Below are 23,438 nucleotides of genomic sequence, written 5' to 3'. Positions count from 1 at the left end.
AACGATCGAAGACACCTGGCGACACATCGGCTCGCTCGTCGCAACCATCCAACCCGGCGAATGCAGCAATTACTTCGCAAACGCCGGCTACGCTTCCGTCAAAACATGAAACGCTCTAGCGTCGGCGAAGCAATGCGTTTCTGCATTCTCGCCGCTGAGACAAAGTAAGTGCCCCGCTGTAAGACCTGAGCGAACTCAGCTTGCAGGGCAGTGTCCTTTTTCCCTTTTCGTCCCTCCGGCATGACGTCGCCAATGTCATCCACTCGCTCCAGAAACTGCGTGTATTTCTCAAGCAAGATTTCCATTAGGTAGTGGTAAGGGTGCTGATTTTGCCAGCGGGGCTGGTTCACCATGCCCAGTTTGTCGATTAGCGCGGTAATGACCGTGTATGGCGTGGTCGACATGGCCCTATGAATGCCGCGATCAAAAAGATCTCTTTTCTGAGGATCGTTCAGTACACCAAAGGCCCGCTTTTTCTGAACGATATCAGTTCGGTGGAAGATCACTGGATCGTCCGGATCCTGCTCCAGAACAGCAGCCTTGATCCAGTTGAACTTCGGTGTGAGGTCGTCCCTTGCATCGACGATTTTCATCGCAACCCCAGAAAGACTGAGATAGCGATTATTATCGTCAGCAAGGTGCGTGATGTCGTCAGTGCCTACTTCATCAACATACAGCCGATACATTGAGGATTGTTACTTTGGCCGCCGATTATACGGAGATTGATTCGTTGGCTTTAGAGAAACATTCTCGCCTTGGGCTTTCGCACGAACTGAGCTTTCAGTCCTTCCCAACTTCAATCCAATAACGCGCGTCGGAGTGTTCTCATTCGCAAGCTGCTTAAGTTCTTTTACCTGACTGTCCGACCAAGGTTTACCATGGTTCTTGGGTTCTTTCGCCATCCGCGAATCTCCAACTTCAACCTAGAGGATGGTTTATACCATAATTCTCTCATACTTATGCAAGTATCTAAGAACGTCAGTCCTAAGGTATTTACATCACCCAGTCAGACAATTAGCAGCGCCCGGAAATCGTTGACATTCGTCCCGGTCGGTCCGGGCACGAACAGATCGCCACTCGCGTGAAAGGCAGACCAGGCATCATGTCGGGCGAGATGCAGACGCGGATCGATGCCAGCGGCGCGCATGCGGGTGATGCTGCCGCCATCGGCAAAGGCCCCCGCATTGTCCTCCGAACCATCGATGCCATCCGTATCGGCGGCGAGCGCATCGATGCCCGACACCCCATCGATATCGAGTGCCAGCGACAGCAGGAATTCGCTGTTGCGCCCGCCCTTGCCATAGTCCTTGCCTGAGATGGTCACGGTGGTCTCGCCGCCGGAAAGCAGCACCACCGGTTTGTCGAAGGGCCGGTTGCGGAGCGCCACCTCACGCGCCAGTGCCGCATGCATGCGGCCGATATCACGCGCCTCGCCCTCGATCGCATCGGAAAGAATGCGCGCCTCGACGCCGAGTTCGCGTGCTTTGGCCGCGGCCGCTTCGAGCGAGACGGCAGCCGAAGCGATCACGTGACATTCATGCCTGCCAAAGCGTGGATCGTCAGGATCGGGCGCCTTTGCTCGATCCGAGCGCAGATGCGTCATCACCGCGTCCGGAAGTTCCATGCGATAGCGAACGACGATATCGAGCGCCTCGTGCGGCGTACTACGATCCGGAACGGTGGGTCCGGAGGCGACGAAGGCCGGGTTGTCGCCGGGCACGTCGGAGACCACCAGGCTGACGACACGCGCCGGGAAAGCCGCCGCAGCGAGCCGTCCGCCCTTGATCCGCGACACGTGCTTGCGCACGATGTTCATCGCCGAGATCGGTGCACCCGAGGCAAGCAGCGCCCTGTTGACGGCGATCTCGTCGGCAAGCGTCAAACCCTCGGGCGGTGCGGGCAGCAGCGCCGATCCGCCGCCCGAAATCAGGGCTATGACCAGATCGTCGGGCGTCAGTTCAGCCACAGTCTTGAGCAAGGCATCCGAGGCGGCAAGCCCCGCTTCGTCCGGCACCGGATGGGCGGATTGCAGCACCGTGATTGTCTCGCACCGCTCCACCGGTCCGTGGCGCGCCACCACCGTGCCGCTGAACGGATGCTGCCAGAGTTTTTCGAAGGCAGCCGCCATCTGGCTCGCCGCCTTGCCGGCGCCAACGACCACGGTCCGCCCTTTCGGCGGATCGGGCAGGTGCGCCTTGATCGCCTCATAGGGATCGGCGGCTCTGACGGCCTCCTCGAAAAGTCGGGTCAGGAAGGGGCGTGCGTCGATCATGGCGTCACTCAGCCGGGAATTTCGAGGTCGTAGACGAAGATGCCGGCAATGCCGCCCTCGGCTGCGGCCACGATCTTGGCACCGGTCTTGCGATGTTCCTCGTCTTCCAGATAGGCGTCGCGCGCTGCCGCGTCAGTGAAGTCGACGATGAACCCCAGTCCATGGCCCTTGTCCATGCCCACTTCCGGGCTGACATTGCCGCCGATATGGGCCGCCATGAACCCGGGCAGCCGGGACTTCAGCGCGACGATCTCGTCGAAGATCGCCGCCTTCTCCCCGCTGGTGATTTCAGGACGGAAACGGATGAAGACGCAGTGGCGGATCATGGGACCTCAACGGATATCGGCGCGGGCGCGCGGGCGGCTGTCGTTACGTTCGTGGGCGAAGATCGCTGGCGGCAAAGGCTGGCGCTCGCGAATGATGTCGGCGCCCTTCTCCCCCATCATGATCGTCGGCCCGTTGGTGTTGCAAGAGGGAACGCGCGGCATCACCGAGCTGTCGCAGACGCGCAGACCTTCCAGTCCGCGCACCTTGAGGTCAAGACCGACCACGGCCATGGCGTCCGTGCCCATCTTGCAGGTGCCGACCGGGTGGTGGTCGGTCTTGGCATTGGCGCAGCCGTAATCGAAGAACTGCTCATCGCTCATGACCGAGTTGCCCGGCAGACGCTCTGCCAGCACGAAGGGCTTCAGCGCCGCCTGCTGCATGATCTCGCGGGCGATCTTCAACCCTTCGATCGACATCTTGCGATCGTGCGGGTCCTCCCAGTAATTGGGATCGATCAGTGGCGCTGCCGCCGGATCGGAGGAGGAAAGCCGGACCGTGCCGCGCGAGCGCGGATGCAAATAGGCGGAGTTCAGCGTCACGCCGGCATTCTTCAGCTTTTCGACGCCGGCCTCGATGCCGGAGCCAAGCCCCAGGTGGAACTGGATATCCGGCGAACGGGCGTTGGGATCGGCATACCAGAAGCCGCCGGTCTCAAAGAGCGAGGAGGCGACTGGACCCGAACGGAACAGCACATATTGCAGGCCAGCCCATAGCGTACGATGGAGTTTCGCCACGCCATCATAGGTGTGATCGCCGGTGCATTCGGAAATGACGAAGAGATCGAGGTGGTCCTGCAGGTTGCCGCCGACACCGGGCAGGTCGTGCTTCACCGAGACACCCACCGATTTCAGGTGATCGGCCGGACCGATACCGGACTGCAGGAGCAGCTTCGGCGAACCGATGGCGCCGGAGGAGACGAGCACTTCGCGATCCGCCCGGATGATCTCGCTGCCCTTGCCAGTGACGACTTCGACGCCGACGGCGCGGGTGCCCTCAAGGACGATCCGGGCGACACGCGCGCCGGTGCGGACCGTCAGGTTGCGGCGATCCTTGATCGGCGAGAGATAGGCGAGCGATGCGCTGGAGCGGCGGCGGTTGCGCTGGGTCAGCTGGTAGAAGCCGACGCCCGCCTGCTGGCGGCCGTTGAAATCATGGTTGTAGGGAATGCCGAGTTCCTGGCCGGCGCGGATATAGGCATCGCAGATCGGCAGCGCCGAAACCGGCATCGAGACCCCGAGCGGCCCGCCATAGGCGTGGTAGTCGTCGGCGAAACGCTGGTTGTCCTCGCAGCGCTTGAAGTAGGGAAGCACGCTGCGATAATCCCACCCGGCGCAGCCATCCTCCGAGGCCCAGAGGTCATAATCAGCGGCGTTGCCGCGGGTATAGAGCTGGGCGTTGATCGACGAGCCCCCACCGACAACCTTGGCCTGGGTATAGCGCAGCACCCTGCCCTTCATGTGTTTCTGCGGCACGGTCTCCCAGCCCCAGCTCGCGACGCCCTTGGTCATCTTGGCGAAGCCCGCCGGCATGTGGAACAGCGGGTTCCAGTCGCCGCCACCGGCTTCCAGCAAGAGAACGCGGACCGACGGATCCTCGGAGAGCCGGTTGGCAAGAACGCAGCCGGCCGGACCGGCGCCGGTGATGATATAGTCGTAGGTCATTTCCCTGTCTTCCTCCGCCGCCCGTCATTTGGAACGTTCCAAATTTTCGGCGTGATAACTCCAAAGCCTGCCCGCTTGCGAGCGTTCGTATGTCCTGCCTGCTTCCTAGAGCCGGCCGATCGAAAGGCCGCCATCCGCCTGGATGACCGAGCCGGTGGCAAAGCCGAACTTGCCGCCGGCAAGCCCCGCCGCGATGTTGCCGATATCATCGGGCTCGCCCCAGCGCCGCATCGGCACCAGTCCGCCATCGATCAACGTATCGTACTTCGTCGAGACACCGGCGGTCATGTCGGAGCGGATGATGCCCGGGCGGATCTCGAAGACCGAGATGCCGGTATTGGCAAGGCGAAGCGCCAACCCCTGGCTGAAGGCGGCAAGCCCGGCCTTGGTCATGCAATAGTCAAGCCGCTCGGGCGATGTCATCGTCGCCGAGACCGAGGTGATGTTGATAATCGACCGCGGCGTCAGATCGGCCGGATCGGTCAGCATCGACACCAAAACGGCCTGGGTGAAGAACACCGTGCCGCGCAGGTTGGTGGCGACGATCGCATCGAAATTCTCCGGCAGCAGGTCGAGGAAATCACCCCGGACGACCGAGGCGATGCCGGCATTGTTGACCAGGCAACGGATCGGGCCGAGTTCGGCGTGGACACGCTCGACGGTTGCGGCATGACCACCGACATCGGCGAGGTTGGCTTCGATGTAGATCGCGCGGCCGCCGTCACCCGACAGTTCGGCGAGCGTCTGAGCCGTGGCGCCGTCTGCCGTCCCTAGACCGGTGATGGCGATGTCGAACCCTTCTCGCGCAAGCGCACGGGCAACGCCGAGACCGATGCCGCGGCGGCCGCCGGTGACGACGGCGACGGGGCGCGTCGATGACGTCATGATCGGATCTCCTTCGTGGCGATATGGTCGGCGACGCGCAGCGCCTGGGCGGCAACCGTCAGCGCCGGGTTGACAGCGGCTGAGGTCGGCAGGAAGCCGGCATCGACGACGAAGAGGTTCGGATGCTCGAAGGCCCGGCAATAGACATCGAGCGGCGCATCCTTCGGGTCCGTGCCCATCCGCACCGTGCCGCACTGGTGCGACGGCGTGCGCTTGTCGAAGGCCTGGGAAAGCACGATCGGATAGCCAGCCGCCTTGAAGTGCGCGCGCATCTTCGCTTCGAGCCCGGAAAGCGCCTCCATGTTGGAGCGCCGCCACTGCATGATGATGCCCTTGCCGTCGACCATGATGCGACTTTCCGGGTTCGGCAGATCCTCCGTCATCATGTACCAGTCGACCGCGTGACCGGCCATCAAGTCGAAGGCGAAACGCGGCGCCCAGACCGGTGCATTGGCCTTGAGGATGTCGCCGTTGATCTTGCCGAGCAGCTGGACGTTGCCGAGTGGCAAACCGCCCCTGCCCCCGGTCAGGTAATAGTCGTTCAACATCAGCGTCTTCTGGTAGATGCTGTCATTGCGCTTGAACGGATTGATCGCCAGCATGGCGCTGCAATTGTGGTTCATGAAGTTGCGTCCGACCTGGTCGGAGGCGTTGGCCAAGCCCTTACCGTCACCGGAGCGCAAAAGGATGGCGGCTGAGTTGATCGCACCCGCCGACAGGATCACCAGCTTCGGCGACAGCTTCTTCTTCTCGCCCCGGTGGGTGTAGTGGATTGCCTCGATCCGGCCGCCCGGACCGGCCTCCAGCGTGTCGACATGCGCTGACGTGATCAGCTCGATGTTCGGATCATTCATTGCGGCGGCAAGCGATGCGGTCTCCGCATCCTTCTTGCCCTTACCGGTATTCGGAAACCCGTCCCATGGCGTGCGCCCGCCGGCGAGCCACGTGTCGATGTCGACACCAAGCGGCAGCGTCGCCGGGTTGAGCCCCTGCGCCTTCAGCTCGGCGCGAGCGCGGGCGATGGCGGGCTCGTCCGGCACCGGACCGTGAGGGTAAGGCGTGGCGTGGAACGGCTCGGTCGGGTCCTGGCCCAGTTCGCCGCGCACCTCGAACAATTGCTCGGCCTTGCCGTACCACGGCTCCAGCTCTTCGTACGGAAAGGGCCAGGCAGGCGAGATGCCGCCGAGATGCTGCATCTCGGTGAAATCCTCGGCACGGTAGCGCAGGAGCACCGCGCCGAAGAGTTTGGAATTGCCGCCGACGAAATAGAAGTTTCCCGGATTGAACTCCGTACCATCAGCTTCACGCCACATCTCCTTGGGTCGGAAATGGCCCTTGACGAAGATCGAGCTATAGCTGCGCGCTTCCGGTGTGTCGGGCAGGCGTTCGCCACGTTCGAGTATGGCTATGCGAGCACCTGATCCGGCAAGTCCCGCCGCAAGGGTGGAGCCGCCAATCCCCGACCCGATGATGACGATATCCGGCTGCGTCTGCATCGTCGGTTACGCGATCCGCTGCTGGCTCTGCGGGTCGAAGAACACCGCCTTGTCGAGGTTGAAGGCAAGCCGCGAGGTCTGGCCGGGGGCGATGCGCGCATCGGCGCGCAGGCGAGCAACGACCTCCTTGCCGCCGAGACGGGTCACCGCGAAAGTATCGGAACCGGCGGGCTCGACCACTTCGATCAGGCAATCGCCTTCGACGATCGCCTTGGCATTGCGGTCGGCCCCGTCAGGATCGGTCAGCGCTTCCGGACGGATGCCGAAGACGACGTCCTTGCCGGCATAGGCGGCAAGGGCGCCGTTATGCGGCACCGCCAGCTTCATCGGCTCGGCGTTCGGGCGCGCGAGCGTGACGGCAACGTCGGAACCGCTCTTTTCGATGCGCGCCGTCAACAGGTTCATGGCCGGCGAGCCCATGAAGTCGGCCACGAACATGTTGGCCGGATTGTTGTAGATATCCGCCGGCGTTCCGAACTGCTGCAGCACGCCGTCCTTCAAGACCGCGATCTTGGTCGCCAGCGTCATCGCCTCGATCTGGTCGTGGGTGACGTAGACGATCGTCGTCTTCATGCGATGGTGCAGGCGCTTGATCTCCGTGCGCATGTCGACACGCAGCTTGGCATCGAGGTTCGAAAGCGGCTCGTCGAACAGGAAGACCTGCGGGTTGCGTACCAGCGCGCGGCCCATGGCGACGCGCTGGCGCTGACCGCCGGAAAGCTGGCTCGGCTTGCGGTCGAGCAGATGGCCGATCTGCAGCATGTCGGCGACCTGCTTGATCGCCTTCTCGCGCTCCTCTTTCGGCACGCCGCGAATCTCCATGCCGAAGGCAATGTTTCCGGCGACCGTCATGTTCGGATAGAGCGCGTAGGACTGGAACACCATGGCGATGTCGCGCTTGGAGGGATGCAGATCGGCAACCGACCGTCCGTTGATGGCGATCTCGCCCGAGGTGATCGGCTCCAGCCCGGCGATGGTGTTGAGCAGGGTGGACTTGCCGCAGCCGGAGGGGCCGACGAGCACGAGGAAGCCGCCCTTTTCGATCTCCAGATTGATGTCCTTCAGGATCTCGAGCGAGCCGTAGGATTTGCGCAGATTGCTGATTTTCAAGAAAGACATGAGCTTATCCTTTCACGGCGCCCGACATCAGCCCGCGAACGAAGTAGCGGCCGGACACGATGTAGACGATGAGCGTTGGCAGGGCGGCGAGGATCGCGCCCGCGAAATGAACGTTGTATTCCTTGACGCCAGTCGAGGACGAAACGAGGTTGTTGAGCGCGACCGTCATCGGCGTTGAATAGGGCCCTGAGAAGGACGCGCCGAACAGGAAGTCGTTCCAGATGTTGGTGAACTGCCAGATGACCGAAACGACGATGATCGGGCCGGAGGACGGCAGCAGGATGCGCCAGAAGATCTGGAAGAAGCTCGCGCCATCGATCTGGGCCGCACGCACCAGCTCAGTCGGAAACGCCTCGTAGTAGTTGCGGAAATAGAGCGTTGTGAAGCCGATACCGTAGACCACGTGAACCATGATCAGGCCCCAGATTGAGCCGGCGATCCCCAGGATGCCGAGGATGCGCGCCATCGGGATCAGCACGATCTGGAACGGGATGAAGCACGAGAGCAGCAGCATGCCGAAGAAGATGTTGGCACCGGGAAAGCGCCATTTCGTCAACACATAACCATTGAGCGCGCCGACGATCGTCGAGATCGCCACGGCCGGCACGACCATCAGGATCGAGTTGAGGAAGAAGGGCTTGAGGCCGGTCGGCTGCACGCCGATCTGCGCCGTCGACCAGGCCTGAAGCCAGGGCTCGATCGTCCAGGTCTGCGGCAGGTTGAGCATGCCGCCCTGGCGGATCTCGTCAAGCGGCTTCAGCGAGTTGACCAGCATCACGTAGAGCGGCAGCAGCGAATACAGCGCAAAGAGGATCAGCGCGGTATAGATCAGCGCCCGGGTGAGGCGGTTGTGCGAGATGATGTTGTCTGGGCTCGGAGCGCTCATCAGCGTTTTGCTCCCCGGATTTCGGAGTAGAGATAGGGAACGATGATCGAGAAGATCATCACCAGCATGATGATCGCCGAGGACGCGCCGATGCCCATCTGGTTGCGGGTAAAGGTGTAGGAATACATGAAGGTCGCCGGCAGTTCGGTCGCCTGCCCCGGGCCACCGCCGGTCAAGGCGATGATCAGGTCATAGGCCTTGATCGCGAGGTGGGCGAGCACGACGAAAGCCGAGAGGAACACCGGCCGCATCAAGGGAATGATGATCCGGCGATAGATCGTCGAGGTCTTGGCGCCGTCGATCTGCGCCGCCTTGATGATCTCGTTGTCGACGCCGCGAAGCCCCGCCAGGAACATGGCCATGATGAAACCGGTCGACTGCCAGACCGCGGCGATGACGACGCAGTAGATCGCGTAGTTGCGATCCTTGATCCAGTTGAAGGAGAAGCTCTCCCAGCCCCAGAGATGCATGGTGTTTTCCAGGCCGATGCCGGGGTCGAGGAACCACTTCCAGGCGGTGCCGGTGACGATGAAGGAGAGCGCCATGGGATAGAGATAGATCGGCCTTAAGAACCCTTCGGCGCGGATCTTCTGGTCGAGCAGGATCGCCAGGCCGAGGCCGAGTACGGAGCAGATGGCAATGTAGAGCACGGCGAAGATCGCCAGGTTGCTCACCGCCCGCCACCAGTGCGGCAGCGCCCACAGCTTCGCATAGTTGCTGAAGCCCACGAAATTGTAGGACGGCAGCATCTTGCTGTCCGTCATCGACAGAAAGCCGGTATAGGCGATGAAACCGTAAACAAAGACGAGGACGATAAGGAAGCTCGGGGCAAGGACCAGCTTCGGCACCAGTTCCTGCAGTCGACTGCGGCTATCCATGGACGTTCACCATTTCGGGCGCTCGGCCGCCGGGAAGACCCTGATATCGGCACCGCGCGAGGTTCTGGGTATCAAAACGCCCTTCCCCGCGTCCCATTGGCCACGGCGGTTCGACGGCGCTTGCATGTCGGAGTGGGTGTCCGGGGCGCTAGCGGCGCCCCGGAGCGAGCCCGTTACTTCGCAGCCGCGACGGCAGCGACCAATTCCTTGACGGCCTCTTCGGACGTCAGTTCGCCGTTGAACTCACGCGTCACCACGTCGTAGATCGCGTTCTTGACGGCAGCCGGGTTGGCATGGCCATGGGCCATGGAACCGAAGAGCTTGCCGTTGGTGTTGGCTTCGGCGAGGTCCTTGATGCCCTTCTTGCCGCAAGCGTCGAAGTCCGTGTCCGGAACGTCGGTGCGGGCCGGAACCGAACCCTTGACCACGTTGAAGGCCGACTGGAAGGTCGGGCTCTCGATCGCCGAAGCCATGGCGAGCTGGGCCGGAACCTTGTCGTCAGCAACCTTGAACATCGCGAACTGGTCGGAGTTGAAGGTGACCGACCCTTGCGTGCCCGGGAAGCGCATGCAGACGAAATCAGTGCCCGGTACCTTCTTGGCCTTCAGGAACTCGCCCTTCGCCCAGTCACCCATGAACTGCAGGCCGGCCTTGTTCTCGATGACCATGGCGGAAGCGAGGTTCCAGTCGCGACCCGAGAAGTTGTCGTCGACATAGGAGCGCAGCTTCGTCATGCGATCGAAGGCTTCCTTCATCTTATCGCCGCCGAGCGCTGCCGGGTCGAGGTCGATAAAGGCCTGCTTGTAGAAATCCGTGCCGAGCGAAAGCACGACCGCGTCGAAGATCGTCGCATCCTGCCAGGGCTGGCCGCCATGGGCGATCGGCGTGATCCCTTGGGCCTTGAAGTTGTCGAGCAGCGCAATCAGTTCGTCCCAGTTGGTCGGTTCCTTGCCGCCGGCCTTGTCGAGGGCAGCCTTGTTGATCCAGACCCAGTTGGTCGAATGCACGTTGACCGGCGCTGCAATCCAGTGGCCGTCATACTTCGAGAACTGCTGTAGAGCCGTCGGGACGACCTTGTCCCAGCCTTCCTTGGCAGCGGTCTCGTCGAGATTGCCGAGCGCACCTTCCTTGGCCCAGTCGAGAATGTCGAAGCCGAGCATCTGCACCGCGGTCGGAGCGTTGCCCGAGGTAACGCGAGCGCGCAGAACGGTCATCGCTTCGGTACCACCACCACCGGCAACCGGCATGTCGGTCCAGGAAATACCCTTGCTTTCCAGGTCCTTCTTCAGAACGTCAAGTGCGGCGGCTTCGCCACCGGATGTCCACCAGTGCAGAACTTCTACATTTTCGGCTGCGCGCGCGGCGGTGGCCGCCATCATCAGCGCCACAACGGCCGTCGTCGTCATCAACTTGCGCATCGTTATCCTCCCGTTTGCAAGTTAACGAGGCGGAACCTCCTCCACCCCGGAATTCGCACCGCTTGAGCCAGCGGCTGGCCATTTAAAACGTTATAAATTCAGCAAGTCAAGCATTCCGCCATTTTGTATTTTAGCACCTTCGGAACCGATTGAATTTACAGAATTATATAGCACACTTTGGCTTTTGCGCTGCAGCAATCCATGTCGCATTGCGAGATTTAAAACGTTTTCATGATTCGATTGCCTAAGCGTTCGCACCACGTTACAAAAACCGCTCTCGCCCGCTTTCAGGATGACTAGCATTGGCCGATCACTCCAAGCCCGCTCACACCGAAGACAGTGGTTCTGCCGCCAGACGCGGCAAGCCGACCCTTCGCACGATCGCGGAAATCACCGGCCTTGCGGTCACCACCGTTTCCCGTGCGCTTTCCGACGCGCCGCAGATCTCGCTCGAGACCCGCAAGCGCGTGCGCGAGATTGCCAACGAGATCGGCTATTCGCCTGATCGCGCCGCCCAGCGCCTGAAGACCGGCCGCACCAATGTGATTGGCGTGCTGCTCGACCCGCACGAGGAAATCCTCGGCTACGGCACCTCGATCATGAGCGGCATCGCCAAGGCGCTGCAAGGGACTGCCTATCACCTGATCGTCATGCCGAACTTCCTCAACAAGACCAATGTCGAGGCGGTGCACTACATCACCCGCAATGCCATGGCCGACGGCCTGATCTTTTCGCGCACTGAACCGCTCGATCCGCGCGTCCGGCTGCTTTCCGATTTGGGCTTTCCCTTCGTCACGCACGGGCGCACGGAGCTTTCCACTCCGCATCCCTATGTCGACTACGACAATTTCACCTTCTCCTATCAGGCGACGAAGCGACTGATCGCCAAGGGCCGGCGCAAACCGGCGCTGATCAGCGGCCCGGCCGACTTCACGTTCGCCGGCCATTTGCAGCACGGGTTCATGACCGCCGTGCGTGAAGCTGGCTGCGCCTACGAAATCCTCTCGGGCATCGATCTCGACAGCCCGGCAGGCGCGATCCGCGACCGAGTCCGCCAGCGTTACGCCGAGTCTGATCCGCCCGACAGCTTCATGTGCGGCGGCGAGGTCTGCGCGCTTGCAACCATCACCGGCATGAGCGACTGCGGCCTGACGCTCGGCCGCGAATACGACATCGTCGCCAAGCAGACCTCTCATCTCTTGAGCGCCATCCAGCCGCAGGTCGAGACGATCTACGAGGACCTGACGGCGACGGGCGAGGATATGGGCCGGGTGCTCCTGCAGAAGATTGGCGGCGAGAGCGACGTCAGCAAGCTGCAGTTGCTGCTCTGTCCGCAGATCCCCTCGAGCTTCGGCATGGCTGGCTGAGCGGACGGAACGGGCGCGCAGGAAGGCGCCGCGTGGCGCCGCCTCTTGCCTCCCTACTCCATCCCAGGTCCGCATGCTCTCTCCTCCTCCGCTTTTCAGCTTTAGCGCGGCATCCACCAGCCGGTGCGCGGGCCCATATGCATGTTGAGCGTCTTGGTCTCGGTGTAATCCTCAACCGAATGCCGGCCGAGCTCGCGGCCGAGGCCGGACTGGCGATAGCCGCCAAACGGCAGTTCCGACGCACCATCCATGAAGGTGTTCATCCAGATGGTGCCGGCGCGCACGCGACGACCGATCGTCAGGCAGGTGTCGAAGTCGCGGCTCCAGACGCCGGCCGAAAGACCGTAGTCGATCGCATTGGCAATGCGGATCGCTTCTTCCGCCGTCTCGAAGGTCAGCACCGAGAGAACCGGGCCGAACACTTCTTCACGCGCCACCGCCATGTCGGGGCGTACGGCTGAAAGGATCGTCGGCGCCATGAACTGGCCCATACCGAGATCGAGCGCCGTGCCACCATGGGCGACCGCCGCGCCTTCTTTCGACGCTGCAGAAACATAGCCGGCAATCTTTTCCAAATGCTGCGGCGTGATGATCGCACCGACCTGGGTTTCCGGATCGAGCGGATCGCCAACTTTCACCTTTGCCGAGAGTTCGGCAATGCGGCGCGTCACCTCGTCGGCGATATCGCGATGCAGGATCAGCCGCGAACCGGCATTGCAGCATTCGCCGGCGTTGAAATAGGCGCCGAAGACGGCGGCATCGATGAACTCGTCGAGATTGGCGTCGGGGAAGACGATCTGCGGGTTCTTGCCGCCGAGTTCCAGCGAAACCTTCTTCAATGTCTGCGCGGCATTGGCCATGGTCAGGCGGCCAACACCGGTCGAACCGGTGAAGGACACCATGTCGACATCAGGGTGCGTCGTCATCGGCGCACCGACCTCCGGCCCCGTGCCGGTGATGATGTTGACGACACCGGCAGGAACACCGGCCGCTTCGAGGATTTCGCCGAGCAGCAGCGTCGAAGCCGATGTCAGTTCCGACGGCTTGACGACCGTGGTGCAGCCGGCAGCTAGCGCGAATGGCAGTTTCTGGCTGACGATCAGGAACGGGAAGTTCCAGGGCGTGATGATCGAGACGACACCGATTGCCTCGCGCAGCACGACGCCGAGCGTGCCGTCGCCAAGCGTGTTGTAGCTTTCGCCATGCAGGTCGCGGGCAAGGGCTGCGGCGTAGCGCCAGATATCGGCGGCACCGCCAAGCTCACCCTTTGCCTGGCTGATCGGCTTGCCGGATTCGATCGCATCGAGATAGGCCAGTTCGTCCGCGCGCTCTGCAATCATATCGGCGGCGCGCAGCAGCACGAGCGAACGCTGCGAGGCGGTCATACGCGGCCATGCCCCCTCATCGAACGCGCGGCGTGCGGCGGCGATCGCCTTTTCGGCGTCAAGCTTCGTGCCTGCCTGGTAGCGGCTGACGACGACACCATGGCCGGGCGCCACGCGCTCGATCGTGCGCCCCTCGGCGCTATCCACCCATTTGCCGTCGATCAGCATCTGGAAGGCGTGGACCTTGTGGCCCTCGATCGGCTTGGGTTTCACGAGCACGGTCATTACCATTCTCCCTTGAATTGGGCTTCACGCTTCTCGGAGAAGGCAGCGACGCCTTCCTTGAGGTCGCCGGTCTTGGCAACGAGGATCGAGCCGAGCGCCTCGACGGCCGCGCCATTGTCCTCGCCATTCGCCGAAGCGATCATCAGTTTCGAAATTTCAAGCGCCGCGGGGCCACGCTTGGCGACACGCACCGCATAATCGCGGGCGGATGAGAGCGCCGTACCGGTCTCGACAACGGCATCGACCAGGCCTTCCTTGAGGGCAGTCTCGGCGGTGAACATCTCGCCGCCGAGCACCATGCGCCTGACAATCTGGGCACCGAAGCGAGAGACCAGGCGCTGCGTGCCCGACCAGCCGGGCACCATGCCGAGGCTCGTCTCCGGCAGGCCGATCTTGATCTGGGCTTCGGCCAGACGGATGTCGGCGGCCGCGGCAAGCTCCAGCCCGCCACCGAGCGCATGGCCGTTGAGCGCGGCGATCACAGGCATGCGCAATGTCGCCAGCCGCTCGAAGACGCGATGGCCGAAGCGCACCCAGTCATGGCCAAACTCGGGCGCGTCCATGCCGCCCCAGGCCTTGATGTCGCCGCCGGCCGAAAACGCCTTGCCTTCGCCGGTGAGGATCACGACGCGGATATTGCGGTCGGCTTCGACCGTATCGCAGGCGGCGAACAGCGCCTTCAGCATGTCGATGTCGAAGGCATTGAGCTTTTCCGGACGGGCGATCGTCATGATCGCGATCGCGCCCTCCACCTCGATGCGGATACGACCCTCAGCCATTGTGGCCTCCGTCGAGCCGGCGTTGCGCCTTCTTGGGAAGCTCGAGCCCGATTGGTGCATCCTGGAACAGCGCGGCATCCATCGTCTTCAGCGTGTCAGACACGATCAGCGGGAACTCGGACTGCTCGAGGATATGCGCCTGCAGGTCGATGCCCGGCGCGATCTCCGTCAGCATGACGCCCTCGGGCGTGAGCTTCATCACGCAGCGCTCGGTCACATAGGTGATCTCCTGGCCCTGCTCGATGCCGCGACGGCCGGAGAAGGTGACGTGTTCCACCTCGTTGACCAGCTTCTTCAGCTTGCCTTCCTTCTCGATCACCAGCTTGCCGTCCGCGATTGCGAGCTTGGCGCCGGCATTGAACATGCCGGAAAAGACGATCTTCCTGGCCCGCGCGGTGATGTCGACGAAACCACCGGCGCCGGCCGTCACATGCGGACGGAAGGAGAGCTTCGACACGTTGACCGAGCCGTGACGGTCGATCTCGAGGAAGGAAAGCAGCGAAGCATCGAAGCCGGCCCCCTGGAAATAGGTGAACTGGTAGGGGGAAGGCATGAAAGCGTCAGCATTGGAGGCACACCCGAAGGCGAAGTCGAGCAGCGGGACGCCGCCGACGGCGCCTTGCTCGATCACCCAGGTGACCGCACCGTGCAGGCCTTCTTCGAGCAGGATGCGCGGCACGTTGGCCGAGATGCCGAAGCCGAGATTGACGGCGCTGCCGGCTTGCAGCTCCTGCGCCACGCGGCGGGCAATCACCTTCTGGATGTTGAATTCCGGCAGGCGGAAACTGTCGAGCGGCCGGAAGATTTCACCCGAGATCGCCGGATCGTAGAGCGTCTGGGTCGTCTGCTTTTGATCGGGATCGACGATGACGTAATCCACCAGCACGCCCGGCACCCGCACGTCGTGCGGCTTCAGCGAGCCTTCCTTGGTGATGCGCTTGACCTGGGCAATGACGATGCCGCCATTGTTGCGGGCGGCGAGCGCCTGATCGAGGCCGCCGAGATAAGCGCCCTCGTGCTCATAGGTGAGGTTGCCGCGCTCGTCCGCCGTCGTCGCCCGGATGATCGCCACCTGAGGCGCGATCGCCTTGAAATAGAGCCAATCCTCACCCTCGAAGGAAACCTTCTTTACGACCGGCTCGGCCGCAGCCGAAGCATTCATGGCGCAGCCTTCGCGTGACGGATCGACAAAGGTATCAAGCCCGACCTTGGTCAACACGCCCGGCCGCTTGGCTGCTGCCTCGCGATGCATGTCAAAGAGAATACCGGAGGGAATGTTGTAGGCGGCCACTTCGTCAGCGCCGATCATCTGCCAGATCAGCGGCGGTTCAGCACTCGACGGGCCGGAGGGATAGGAGCCGCCGATGATCTTCTTCAGGAGACCTTTCCTGGCGATGTAGTCGACGCCCTTGATGCCGCTCATGTCGCCGGCGGCAATCGGATGCAGGGTCGTGAGGTCGCGCGGGTGGCCGGTCGTCTCGAAGCGTTCGCCGATCGCCTTCAGCATCAGGTCCGGGCAGCCAAGACCGCTGGACGACGAGACGGAAATCACCGCGCCATCGGGAATCAGGGCGGCCGCTTCGGCCGGCGAGATATGCTTGTTCATCGACATCAGTTCAAAGTCCCGTTTCGATCGCCACGGCCTGGCCGGTCGCCGCTGCCTTGACGACGGCAAGACCCGTTGCCAGCGACCAGACGCCATCTTCACCCGTCGCCGACGGGCGGCCATTGCCCTTGACGGCAGCATGGAAGGCGGAAAGCGCTGTTTCGTAGAGGTTGCGATGGTCGAGCGTCAGCTCAGTCTCGCCATCCGTATTGCGCAGCGTGACCGTGCCCACCGGCTTCTGCGTCATGACCTTGCGGCCGATCAACGAACCCTCGGTACCGTGCACTTCGAGGCCGGTCTCGGCGAATTTGGTGGTGAAGGCATCATGGAATTGGGCGATGACACCGGAGCGGAAGCGAAGCACGCCCATGACGCCATCCTCCAGCCCCTCCTTGCTCATGCCGGCGCTGTGGCTGATGGCGATCGCTTCGATCGGATCATCATCGAGAATGAAACGAAGCGTATCGGCATCATGTACGGTGATGTCGAGAATGACACCGCCGCCGGCGTCCGGCCGCTCCAGCCGCCAGCCCTGAAGATGCGGCGGCAGATACACGGCATGAAAGACGCGCGCGGCGATCGGCCGGCCGATCCATCCTTCGGCGATCGCCTCACGCATGGCGCGGTGCGTGGCGGCGTTGCGCAGGTGATGATTGGTGGCGAGCACGACGCCGGCCTCACACGCCTTCAGCACCATTTCGCAGCCATCATTGAGATTCATCGCCAACGGCTTTTCGCAAAGCACGTGCTTGCCGGCAGCGATCGCTGCCAGCGTCTGCTCGCGATGCAGTTCGTTGGTCGTCGATATGTAGACAGCATCGATGTCGGGGTCGCCGACCAGGTCCGCGACCGAGGTCACCGACTTGGCGATGCCGTTCTCTTCAGCGTAAGCCGCGCCGCGCTCAGCGCTGGAGCTCATGACGGAGACGACCTCGCCGCCGGCGGCGCGGATCGCGCCGATCACCCATTCGCGCGCAATCGTGCTTGCGCCGATCAGACCCCACCGCGTCATGCCAAAACCTCCCGTTTTCTCTCGACCGCAGCGCCGCAGCTCTGGCGGACGACGAGGCGGACCGAACCGACGATCGCCTCGGGCTCCGCCTTTCCGGCCTTGATCTGCTTCAGCAGCAATTCGGCAGCCCGCTGGCCCATCCCTTGAGGATCGACGGAAACCGTTGTCAGTGCCGGCACCGCGGTCTTTGCCTCGATCACGTCGTCGAAGCCGATGACGGCGAAGTCTGCGCCCGGCTCCAGCCGCCGCGCCCGAAGGCCGTCGCAGACACCGAAGGCGACCGCGTCGTTGAAACAGAGCGCCGCCGTCGGCCGGTCGGCGAGCATCATCGCCTGCTCGACCGCCGTCACCCCGCCGGCGCGCGACGGCGCCGAACCGATGATCAGCGCATCGGAGACCGGAATGCCGGCCTCGGTCAGGGCATCGCGGTAGCCGCGCATGCGCGCCTCGAAGACGGCGGTGTCGGGAAAGCCGCCAAGGAAGGCGATGCGCTGATGGCCGCGCTCGATCAGATGCCGCACGGCGGCCATGGCACCGGCATGATTGTCGGAAGTGAGAGAGGAAACCGCGGCACCCGCGATATCGCGCACAACGAGCACAACGGGAATGCCGCTCTCGACCAGAGGCGCAAGATCAACCGCCTCGGTGCCGCGCGCCGGCGACACGATCAGGCCGGAAACGCCGTGTTCGCGCATCGACGCCACCACTTCGCGCTGGCGCTCGATCTTTTCGCCGGTATTGGCAAGAAACTGCACGAAACCCGCCGACTGAACGACGGCATCGACGCCGACGGCAAGCTCCGCAAAGAAGCTGTTGGTCAGGTCGTTGACGACGATGCCGATGATCTTGGACGTCGACTGACGAAGATTGGCGGCACTGCGGTTATAGACATAACCGAGATCGCGGATGGCGGCGTTCACCTTGGCGCGAGTCGCCTCATTGACGAGCGAGCTGCCCTGGAGAACGAGCGACACGGTCGACTTCGACACGCCGGCGGCGCGCGCAATATCGATGACCGTCACCCTTTCCTTGACCACAGCATCCTCCCGAATTTTCCTGCCTGCTTTTCTCCTTCATAATTGGAACGTTCCAATTTCGTCAAGAGATGATTGATCACTTTTTCCGACTCCATGGAACTTCGTGCCGCTAATCGCTATTGGAATAGCACCGCAATCGATACCTTTAGAGCGGTATAAATATATGTAAATCAACGCTATTTTCGCATGATTGCCACGACGTAAAACGCCGGTGGCGAGTTCCTAAAAACATTGCTGCTTGCCATTTGGAACGATCCAAAGTATTTCAAGACAAACTTCTGCGGAGGAGACAAATCCCGATGACAAGCCTGACGCTGCCACGCCAAGACGGCTCGCTCGAAGAATACCGCTTGGCGGGAACGCCGATCGAACGACCACAAACGCCGCCCGCTTTCAGCCGCATCGCCTATGCCGCCGCCCATGTGGTCTCCGATCCGCTTCGCGATCTCGACCCCTGGGGCAATCCGGCGATCGACTGGGAGGCGACAATGGCGTTTCGCCATCATCTCTGGAGCCTCGGTTTCAAGATCGCCGAGGCGATGGACACCGCCCAGCGTGGCATGGGCCTTGCCTGGCCGGGCGCACAGCAGCTGATCCGCCGGTCGCTTGCGGACGCGCGGCAGGTTCCGGGCGCCGATCTCGCCTGCGGCGCCGGCACCGACCATCTGGTGCCGGCCGACGCGCGGTCGCTGGACGGCGTGATTGCGGCCTATGAGGAACAGGTCGGTTTCGTCGAAGGCGAGGGGGGCAGGGCGATCATGATGGCGAGCCGGGCGCTCGCCCGCGTCGCCCGCTCGGCCGACGACTACCGCCATGTCTACGGGCGCATCCTTGGTCAGACGCAGCACAAGGTGGTGCTGCATTGGCTCGGCGACATGTTCGACCCACAACTGAAGGGATACTGGGGCTCGGAGGACTTCGACCAGGCGCTTGATACCGTGCTGTCGATCATCGAGGCGAACCGCGACAGGATCGAAGGCATCAAGATCTCGCTGCTCGACAATGCCAAGGAAGTGGCGCTGCGCAATCGGCTGCCGGAAGGCGTTCTCTGCTTCACCGGCGACGACTTCAACTATGCCGAACTGATCGAAGGCGACGGCACGAAGTATAGCCACGCCCTGCTCGGCATCTTCGATGCGGTGGCACCCTCCGCTTCCAAGGCATTGGCCGCCCTCGCAGGCGGGGATGTCAAGACCTTCCGAGGCGTGATCGAGCCGACCGTACCTCTGTCGCGCAAGATTTTCGAAGCGCCGACGCAATATTACAAGGCGGGCGTCGTCTTTCTCGCCTGGCTGAACGGCCACCAGCGCCACTTCACCATGCCCGCCGGCATGCAGTCCGCCCGTGGGGTGCTGCACTATTCAGACATCTTCCGCCTCGCCGACCGGGCCAACGTGCTCGACCGGCCGGAACTGGCAGTACAGCGGATGCAGAGCCTGCTATCAACCCTCGGGATCGATCAGGGCGCTTGAGCAGAAGGCAGAACGGCGCCACGTGGCGCCGTTCCGTGATCACGCCGAGACGGGCAGGGGCCGGCTGGGCCGGGTTCAGAATGTTGCCGTCAGGCTCATCCAGAAGCGGCGGCCTTCTCCGACAGCGTTGAAGTCGGTCTGCTCGACCTCCTTGTCGAAGAGGTTGTAGACGGCGGCATTGAGCGTCAGCCCCTCGCCGACGTCGTACTTCGTGCCGATGTCGACGGTCGTGTAGGCGTCGTACTTGCGACCCAGCTTGCCGTTGATCGTCACCGGCTTGCCATTGGTTGGGATACGCGGGCCCGCACCGATCTCCTCGCCGTGGTAGTTGACGGAGGCCCAGGCCTCCAACCCCTCGACCGGCGTGTACCAGTCGGCCCTGAGATTGGCCATGTGCTCGGGCGTGCGTGCCAGCGGGAAGCCGGCGAAATCTCCGGTCTTCTGCGCAGACTGAGTATAGGTGTAGCTGGCGCGAAACGTCAGATCCGCGGTCGCATTCCAGGTCGCCGTCAGCTCCACACCCTGAATGACCGCATCGTCGATATTGTAGTTGTACCAGAGGCGGTAATTCGGGTCCTCGCTCCAGCGTACCGGATTGCCGGCGGCATCCACTACCGGCATGTTGGTGATCTTGTCCTTGAAATCCGTATAGAAATAGGTGCCGCCGAGGATGACGTCGCCATTGTCCCAGATGGCGCCAATTTCATAACTGGTGCTCGACTCGGCTTTCAGGCTCGGATCGGCAATGATAACGCCGCAGGTGCCGGTCGGCCCATAGGTGCAACTGCCGCCGCCGGTCGTATAGGCATAGCCCGGCGCGATGCTGCGGATATCGGGCGCGCGGAATCCGGTGGAAATGCCACCTTTCACCGTCAGCATATCGGTCGCGTCCCAGACGCCGTAGATGCGCGGGCTCAAGTGGTAGCCGTATTCCTCGTGGTGATCCAGGCGCAGGCCAGTGGTCAGCGCGAAGCTGTCGGCCATGCGCCACTCGTCCTCGGCAAACAGCGCCGACTGCGTCGCCGAGAAGGTTTCGTTTCTCCCGGTGCGCCGGCCCGGGTTCTGGTCGGAAAGCCGTGCTTCGAAATATTGCCCGCCGGTCATCAGCGTGTGGCTGCCGCCAAGCTCGAACGGGGTGGTGAACTTGCCGTCGATGACGGTGTTGCGCACCTCCGGTGCGCGGGGCTGCTTGATGAAGCGGCCGTCAGCCTGGCTGTAGTTGTAGTTCCGCCGCTCGGCCCATTCCTGAAGCATGGAGAAGTCCGAGGTCGTCGGTCCCCAGCGCCCGGTATGGGAGAACGACCAATGATCGCGGTCGTTGTCGTTGTAGGTGCTGACTGCCCGCGGACCAAGCGCGATGGTGTTGCCGACATTCGCATCGCGCCTGAGCCGCGCCGTGCCGCCTTCGAGGAAGAAGTCGTGATCCTCGTTCGGCGTATAGGCAAGCCGGGCCGTCAGGTCATGCTCACGCGAGCCGGTGATGCCGGAGAGGAACTTGTCCTCGCCGCGCTTCAGGCCACGGCCCCAGATCTGCATGCCAAGCGTATCTTCGAGGATCGGGCCGCTGGTGTAGAACGACAATTGCCCGGCATTGCCGAAGCGCTTGTGCTGCTGCACCGTACCGTCTGTCGTCACCGAGCCGGTCCAGGTGTCGGCCACTTTGCGCGTGATGACGTTGATGACGCCACCCATGGCATCCGAACCGTAGAGCGACGACATCGGGCCGCGCACGATCTCGATCCGCTCGATGGCGGCGGCAGGCGGAATGAAGCTCTGCTCGAAACCGGAATTGCCGTTGGTGCGCGCGTCGCGCGTGCTCTGGCGTTTGCCGTCGACGAGGATCAAGGTGTAGGAGCCGGGCAGGCCGCGGATGAAAATGTCGCGCTCGTTGGCAACGCCGGTCACCGCCACGCCTTGAGCGTCCCTCAGCGCATCGGTCAGATCGCGAAACGACCGCTTCTGCAGGTCCTCGCCGGTAATGACCGTAATGCTCGCCGGCGCCTCCTTGACGTTTTGCTCGAAGCCTGCCGCCGTCACCACGATCTGCTCGAGTTCGGTCGCCTTTTCCTTGTCCTTTTCCTTGGCCTTTTGCGCCAGCGCCTCCACCGGCATCGTCAGCGCCGTGCCGGCAAGGCAGGCGCAGACGAAGCGACGCTGCCAGCCATCTGAGCCGCTCTGGATCGAATGGTCGGCCTTCTGCCGTCGACCACCGGTTTCCATCGCAAGCCCCACCCGCTTCATCATCTTTCGCCCCGCATATATCTTGAGTAATGAACTCCACTTAGATATTGGCGACGGAGGCGGTCAAGCCGGCTGCTCGGCCAATTGCGCGAAGACTATGCCGATCCGCTGTTCCTGCGCACCGGTCACGGGCTGCGTCCGACGCCGCTTGCCGAAGCGCTGCGGCTGCGGGTGCGTGCTCTTGCCGCAGAAACCGAAGCCTTGCTCGACGCACGCGCGAGCCAAACTGCGCCCGCGCAAACCAGGCATTCCGGCTGGGAAGGGCCGGGACTGACCGATACGCCGCCTCTGGCGGTCCGGCCGACCCGCCTTCTCGAGGGCGAGCCGGCGCCGGAGGCCTTTGCGGCGAAACTTGCCGAAATCGGCAGCGACGCGGCACCGGAGCGGCGGCTGGCCCGCTGCATTGCCACAATCGGCACGGGCGCCGGCCGCAGCCGGCCGCTGGCCGAGAGCGAAGCGGAAGACGCGCTGGCAATCATCCTCGCCGGTGAGGCAGACCCGGTGCAAATCGGCGCGCTGATGACCGTGCCGCACTATCGCGGCCCAACAGCCACGGTGATCGCGGGCTTCGTGCGCGCACTGCGCAGCCACGTCGGGGCCATTATCCCTCGGCAAGGCATCGCCGACCTCGATTGGCCCTGCTATCTTTCGCCGAAGCTGAAGACTGCGCCCTGGTTCGCTGAAGCCGGGCACCGCGTCGTGCTGCGCGGCAGCTGCGGCGAGGACAGTGAACAACGGCACAAGCTTGAGATCGCCGCCAGTGCGGCGGGCATCCCGATCTGCAACTCGATCGGCGCGGCGACGACGGCACTCGATTCAGCAGGCATCGCCTATCTGCCGCTTTCGGCCCTATCACCGCAGATCTATCGCTTGCTTGGACTCTATCGGCTGATGGAGATGCGCATGCCGCTGAACGCCGCCATCCACCTTGTCAATCCGATGGGCGCGCGGGCGAGCCTGCTCGGGGTCTCCAACCCGTCGAGCCTGACGTTGAGCCGCGACATCGCGCTGCGGCTCGGTGACAGGCAACTGACGATCCTCGGCAACACGCGCGACCATGCCGAGTTCACGCCCTATCGCCAGACGACACTCTTTCGGCTCACCGATGGCGTGGCCTGCGATTTCATCGTGCCGGCGAGAACAGCGCCACCGGCTGAACCACGGATCGGGCTTAGCAACCGCGAATACTGGCAGGCGGTCTGGACCGGTGCCGCACGTAACGAGCGGACGGAGACAACCGTCATCACCACCGCCGCCGCCGCACTGCTCAGCCTTGGCAACGCCGATGACTTCGACGTTGCCTGCGAAACCGCGCAGGCCCTCTGGACGAACCGATCACGCCGGATGGCGTGACCGATCAAATGCTCAACCA

General features: G+C 62.9%; 19 protein-coding genes and 1 pseudogene. 4 read left to right on the top strand and 16 right to left on the bottom strand.

Going from position 1 to position 23,438, the window contains the following annotated elements:
* Nucleotides 1-109, top strand: a pseudogene (locus tag BBX50_RS30065) (IS630 family transposase); the annotation flags it as partial.
* On the opposite strand, the gene BBX50_RS23535 reads toward BBX50_RS30065, so the two are convergent.
* The 10 genes from BBX50_RS23535 to BBX50_RS23490 all read right to left on the bottom strand — a co-directional run bounded on the left by BBX50_RS23535 (nucleotide 99) and on the right by BBX50_RS23490 (nucleotide 10,942).
* Nucleotides 99-686, bottom strand: a complete 588-nt coding sequence (locus BBX50_RS23535) for a DUF3800 domain-containing protein (RefSeq protein ID WP_065777739.1) — start codon at nucleotides 684-686, stop codon at nucleotides 99-101. The pseudogene BBX50_RS30065 and the gene BBX50_RS23535 sit on opposite strands and share 11 nt — an antisense overlap.
* A gap of 320 nt (nucleotides 687-1,006) precedes the next feature.
* Nucleotides 1,007-2,272, bottom strand: a complete 1,266-nt coding sequence (locus tag BBX50_RS23530; RefSeq protein ID WP_065777738.1) for a glycerate kinase — start codon at nucleotides 2,270-2,272, stop codon at nucleotides 1,007-1,009.
* Between the two features lie 8 nt (nucleotides 2,273-2,280).
* Complete coding sequence (locus BBX50_RS23525) at nucleotides 2,281-2,598, bottom strand: Dabb family protein (RefSeq protein WP_065777737.1); 318 nt, start codon at nucleotides 2,596-2,598, stop codon at nucleotides 2,281-2,283.
* A gap of 6 nt (nucleotides 2,599-2,604) precedes the next feature.
* Complete coding sequence (locus BBX50_RS23520) at nucleotides 2,605-4,260, bottom strand: GMC family oxidoreductase N-terminal domain-containing protein (RefSeq protein WP_065777736.1); 1,656 nt, start codon at nucleotides 4,258-4,260, stop codon at nucleotides 2,605-2,607.
* A 105-nt stretch (nucleotides 4,261-4,365) separates the two neighbouring features.
* On the bottom strand, nucleotides 4,366-5,145 hold the full coding sequence (locus BBX50_RS23515; RefSeq protein WP_065777735.1) for a 3-ketoacyl-ACP reductase: 780 nt from the start codon (nucleotides 5,143-5,145) through the stop codon (nucleotides 4,366-4,368).
* Nucleotides 5,142-6,641 carry a GMC family oxidoreductase gene (locus tag BBX50_RS23510; RefSeq protein ID WP_065777734.1) on the bottom strand — a complete coding sequence of 500 codons (1,500 nt, stop codon included), beginning with the start codon at nucleotides 6,639-6,641 and terminating at the stop codon, nucleotides 5,142-5,144. Before BBX50_RS23510 ends, BBX50_RS23515 begins: the two co-directional genes overlap by 4 nt.
* Before the next feature lie 6 nt (nucleotides 6,642-6,647).
* Nucleotides 6,648-7,760: a sn-glycerol-3-phosphate ABC transporter ATP-binding protein UgpC gene (gene ugpC, locus BBX50_RS23505; RefSeq protein WP_065777733.1), complete on the bottom strand. Its 1,113-nt coding sequence runs from the start codon at nucleotides 7,758-7,760 to the stop codon at nucleotides 6,648-6,650.
* 4 nt (nucleotides 7,761-7,764) lie between these two features.
* Nucleotides 7,765-8,646, bottom strand: a complete 882-nt coding sequence (locus BBX50_RS23500; RefSeq protein WP_065777732.1) for a carbohydrate ABC transporter permease — start codon at nucleotides 8,644-8,646, stop codon at nucleotides 7,765-7,767.
* Nucleotides 8,646-9,524 (bottom strand): sugar ABC transporter permease, encoded by an 879-nt coding sequence (locus BBX50_RS23495; RefSeq protein WP_065777731.1) that lies wholly within the window; start codon nucleotides 9,522-9,524, stop codon nucleotides 8,646-8,648. The genes BBX50_RS23500 and BBX50_RS23495 overlap by 1 nt, the downstream gene beginning before the upstream one ends.
* Nucleotides 9,525-9,697: 173 nt before the next feature.
* Nucleotides 9,698-10,942: an ABC transporter substrate-binding protein gene (locus tag BBX50_RS23490; RefSeq protein WP_065777730.1), complete on the bottom strand. Its 1,245-nt coding sequence runs from the start codon at nucleotides 10,940-10,942 to the stop codon at nucleotides 9,698-9,700.
* A 302-nt stretch (nucleotides 10,943-11,244) separates the two neighbouring features.
* Between BBX50_RS23490 and BBX50_RS23485 the strand changes: the two genes are divergently transcribed.
* Nucleotides 11,245-12,309, top strand: coding sequence for a LacI family transcriptional regulator (locus BBX50_RS23485; RefSeq protein ID WP_065777729.1), 1,065 nt, complete (start codon nucleotides 11,245-11,247; stop codon nucleotides 12,307-12,309).
* Between the two features lie 101 nt (nucleotides 12,310-12,410).
* Here the strand turns inward: BBX50_RS23485 and BBX50_RS23480 are convergent, their stop codons facing one another.
* Genes BBX50_RS23480 through BBX50_RS23460 form a run of 5 tightly spaced genes read right to left on the bottom strand, consistent with a single transcriptional unit; the run spans nucleotide 12,411 to nucleotide 18,353 of the window.
* A complete protein-coding gene (locus BBX50_RS23480) occupies nucleotides 12,411-13,919 on the bottom strand; it encodes an aldehyde dehydrogenase family protein (protein WP_065777728.1) in 1,509 nt (502 codons plus the stop codon).
* Entirely contained in the window at nucleotides 13,919-14,698 is a 780-nt protein-coding gene (locus tag BBX50_RS23475; RefSeq protein WP_065777727.1) for an enoyl-CoA hydratase/isomerase family protein, read from the bottom strand. The genes BBX50_RS23480 and BBX50_RS23475 overlap by 1 nt, the downstream gene beginning before the upstream one ends.
* Nucleotides 14,691-16,310: an acyl CoA:acetate/3-ketoacid CoA transferase gene (locus BBX50_RS23470; RefSeq protein ID WP_139108847.1), complete on the bottom strand. Its 1,620-nt coding sequence runs from the start codon at nucleotides 16,308-16,310 to the stop codon at nucleotides 14,691-14,693. The genes BBX50_RS23475 and BBX50_RS23470 overlap by 8 nt, the downstream gene beginning before the upstream one ends.
* A gap of 4 nt (nucleotides 16,311-16,314) precedes the next feature.
* The gene (locus BBX50_RS23465) at nucleotides 16,315-17,316 is read right to left on the bottom strand and encodes a Gfo/Idh/MocA family oxidoreductase (protein WP_065777726.1); all 1,002 of its coding nucleotides are present in this window, start codon (nucleotides 17,314-17,316) and stop codon (nucleotides 16,315-16,317) included.
* Entirely contained in the window at nucleotides 17,313-18,353 is a 1,041-nt protein-coding gene (locus tag BBX50_RS23460) for a LacI family DNA-binding transcriptional regulator (protein ID WP_065777725.1), read from the bottom strand. Before BBX50_RS23460 ends, BBX50_RS23465 begins: the two co-directional genes overlap by 4 nt.
* Before the next feature lie 299 nt (nucleotides 18,354-18,652).
* On the opposite strand from BBX50_RS23460, the gene BBX50_RS23455 reads away from it, so the two are divergent.
* Nucleotides 18,653-19,825 carry a dihydrodipicolinate synthase family protein gene (locus tag BBX50_RS23455; protein WP_065777724.1) on the top strand — a complete coding sequence of 391 codons (1,173 nt, stop codon included), beginning with the start codon at nucleotides 18,653-18,655 and terminating at the stop codon, nucleotides 19,823-19,825.
* Nucleotides 19,826-19,900: 75 nt separating this feature from the next.
* Here BBX50_RS23455 and BBX50_RS23450 read toward each other — a convergent pair whose 3' ends face one another.
* Entirely contained in the window at nucleotides 19,901-22,045 is a 2,145-nt protein-coding gene (locus tag BBX50_RS23450; protein ID WP_065777743.1) for a TonB-dependent receptor, read from the bottom strand.
* Nucleotides 22,046-22,150: 105 nt separating this feature from the next.
* Between BBX50_RS23450 and BBX50_RS23445 the strand changes: the two genes are divergently transcribed.
* Entirely contained in the window at nucleotides 22,151-23,419 is a 1,269-nt protein-coding gene (locus tag BBX50_RS23445; protein WP_244513224.1) for a glycosyl transferase family protein, read from the top strand.
* Nucleotides 23,420-23,438: the final 19 nt, after the last annotated feature.

The sequence above is a fragment of the Ensifer sp. LC11 genome (assembly GCF_001695835.1).
Taxonomy (GTDB): domain Bacteria; phylum Pseudomonadota; class Alphaproteobacteria; order Rhizobiales; family Rhizobiaceae; genus Ensifer.
The sequence above is the reverse complement of the archived record's forward strand: the minus strand, read 5'-3'. Positions and strand labels throughout refer to the sequence as shown.

What these genes read in the sequence shown, in the direction of transcription:
- BBX50_RS23465 (WP_065777726.1), bottom strand. Translation starts at nt 17,316, where the DNA reads ATGACGCGGTGGGGTCTGATCGGCGCAAGCACGATTGCGCGCGAATGG.
- BBX50_RS23475 (WP_065777727.1), bottom strand. Translation starts at nt 14,698, where the DNA reads ATGGCTGAGGGTCGTATCCGCATCGAGGTGGAGGGCGCGATCGCGATC.
- BBX50_RS23510 (WP_065777734.1), bottom strand. Translation starts at nt 6,641, where the DNA reads ATGCAGACGCAGCCGGATATCGTCATCATCGGGTCGGGGATTGGCGGC.
- BBX50_RS23455 (WP_065777724.1), top strand. Translation starts at nt 18,653, where the DNA reads ATGACAAGCCTGACGCTGCCACGCCAAGACGGCTCGCTCGAAGAATAC.
- BBX50_RS23495 (WP_065777731.1), bottom strand. Translation starts at nt 9,524, where the DNA reads ATGGATAGCCGCAGTCGACTGCAGGAACTGGTGCCGAAGCTGGTCCTT.
- BBX50_RS23500 (WP_065777732.1), bottom strand. Translation starts at nt 8,646, where the DNA reads ATGAGCGCTCCGAGCCCAGACAACATCATCTCGCACAACCGCCTCACC.
- ugpC (WP_065777733.1), bottom strand. Translation starts at nt 7,760, where the DNA reads ATGTCTTTCTTGAAAATCAGCAATCTGCGCAAATCCTACGGCTCGCTC.
- BBX50_RS23515 (WP_065777735.1), bottom strand. Translation starts at nt 5,145, where the DNA reads ATGACGTCATCGACGCGCCCCGTCGCCGTCGTCACCGGCGGCCGCCGC.
- BBX50_RS23470 (WP_139108847.1), bottom strand. Translation starts at nt 16,310, where the DNA reads ATGTCGATGAACAAGCATATCTCGCCGGCCGAAGCGGCCGCCCTGATT.
- BBX50_RS23450 (WP_065777743.1), bottom strand. Translation starts at nt 22,045, where the DNA reads ATGGAAACCGGTGGTCGACGGCAGAAGGCCGACCATTCGATCCAGAGC.
- BBX50_RS23530 (WP_065777738.1), bottom strand. Translation starts at nt 2,272, where the DNA reads ATGATCGACGCACGCCCCTTCCTGACCCGACTTTTCGAGGAGGCCGTC.
- BBX50_RS23490 (WP_065777730.1), bottom strand. Translation starts at nt 10,942, where the DNA reads ATGCGCAAGTTGATGACGACGACGGCCGTTGTGGCGCTGATGATGGCG.
- BBX50_RS23535 (WP_065777739.1), bottom strand. Translation starts at nt 686, where the DNA reads ATGTATCGGCTGTATGTTGATGAAGTAGGCACTGACGACATCACGCAC.
- BBX50_RS23525 (WP_065777737.1), bottom strand. Translation starts at nt 2,598, where the DNA reads ATGATCCGCCACTGCGTCTTCATCCGTTTCCGTCCTGAAATCACCAGC.
- BBX50_RS23480 (WP_065777728.1), bottom strand. Translation starts at nt 13,919, where the DNA reads ATGACCGTGCTCGTGAAACCCAAGCCGATCGAGGGCCACAAGGTCCAC.
- BBX50_RS23520 (WP_065777736.1), bottom strand. Translation starts at nt 4,260, where the DNA reads ATGACCTACGACTATATCATCACCGGCGCCGGTCCGGCCGGCTGCGTT.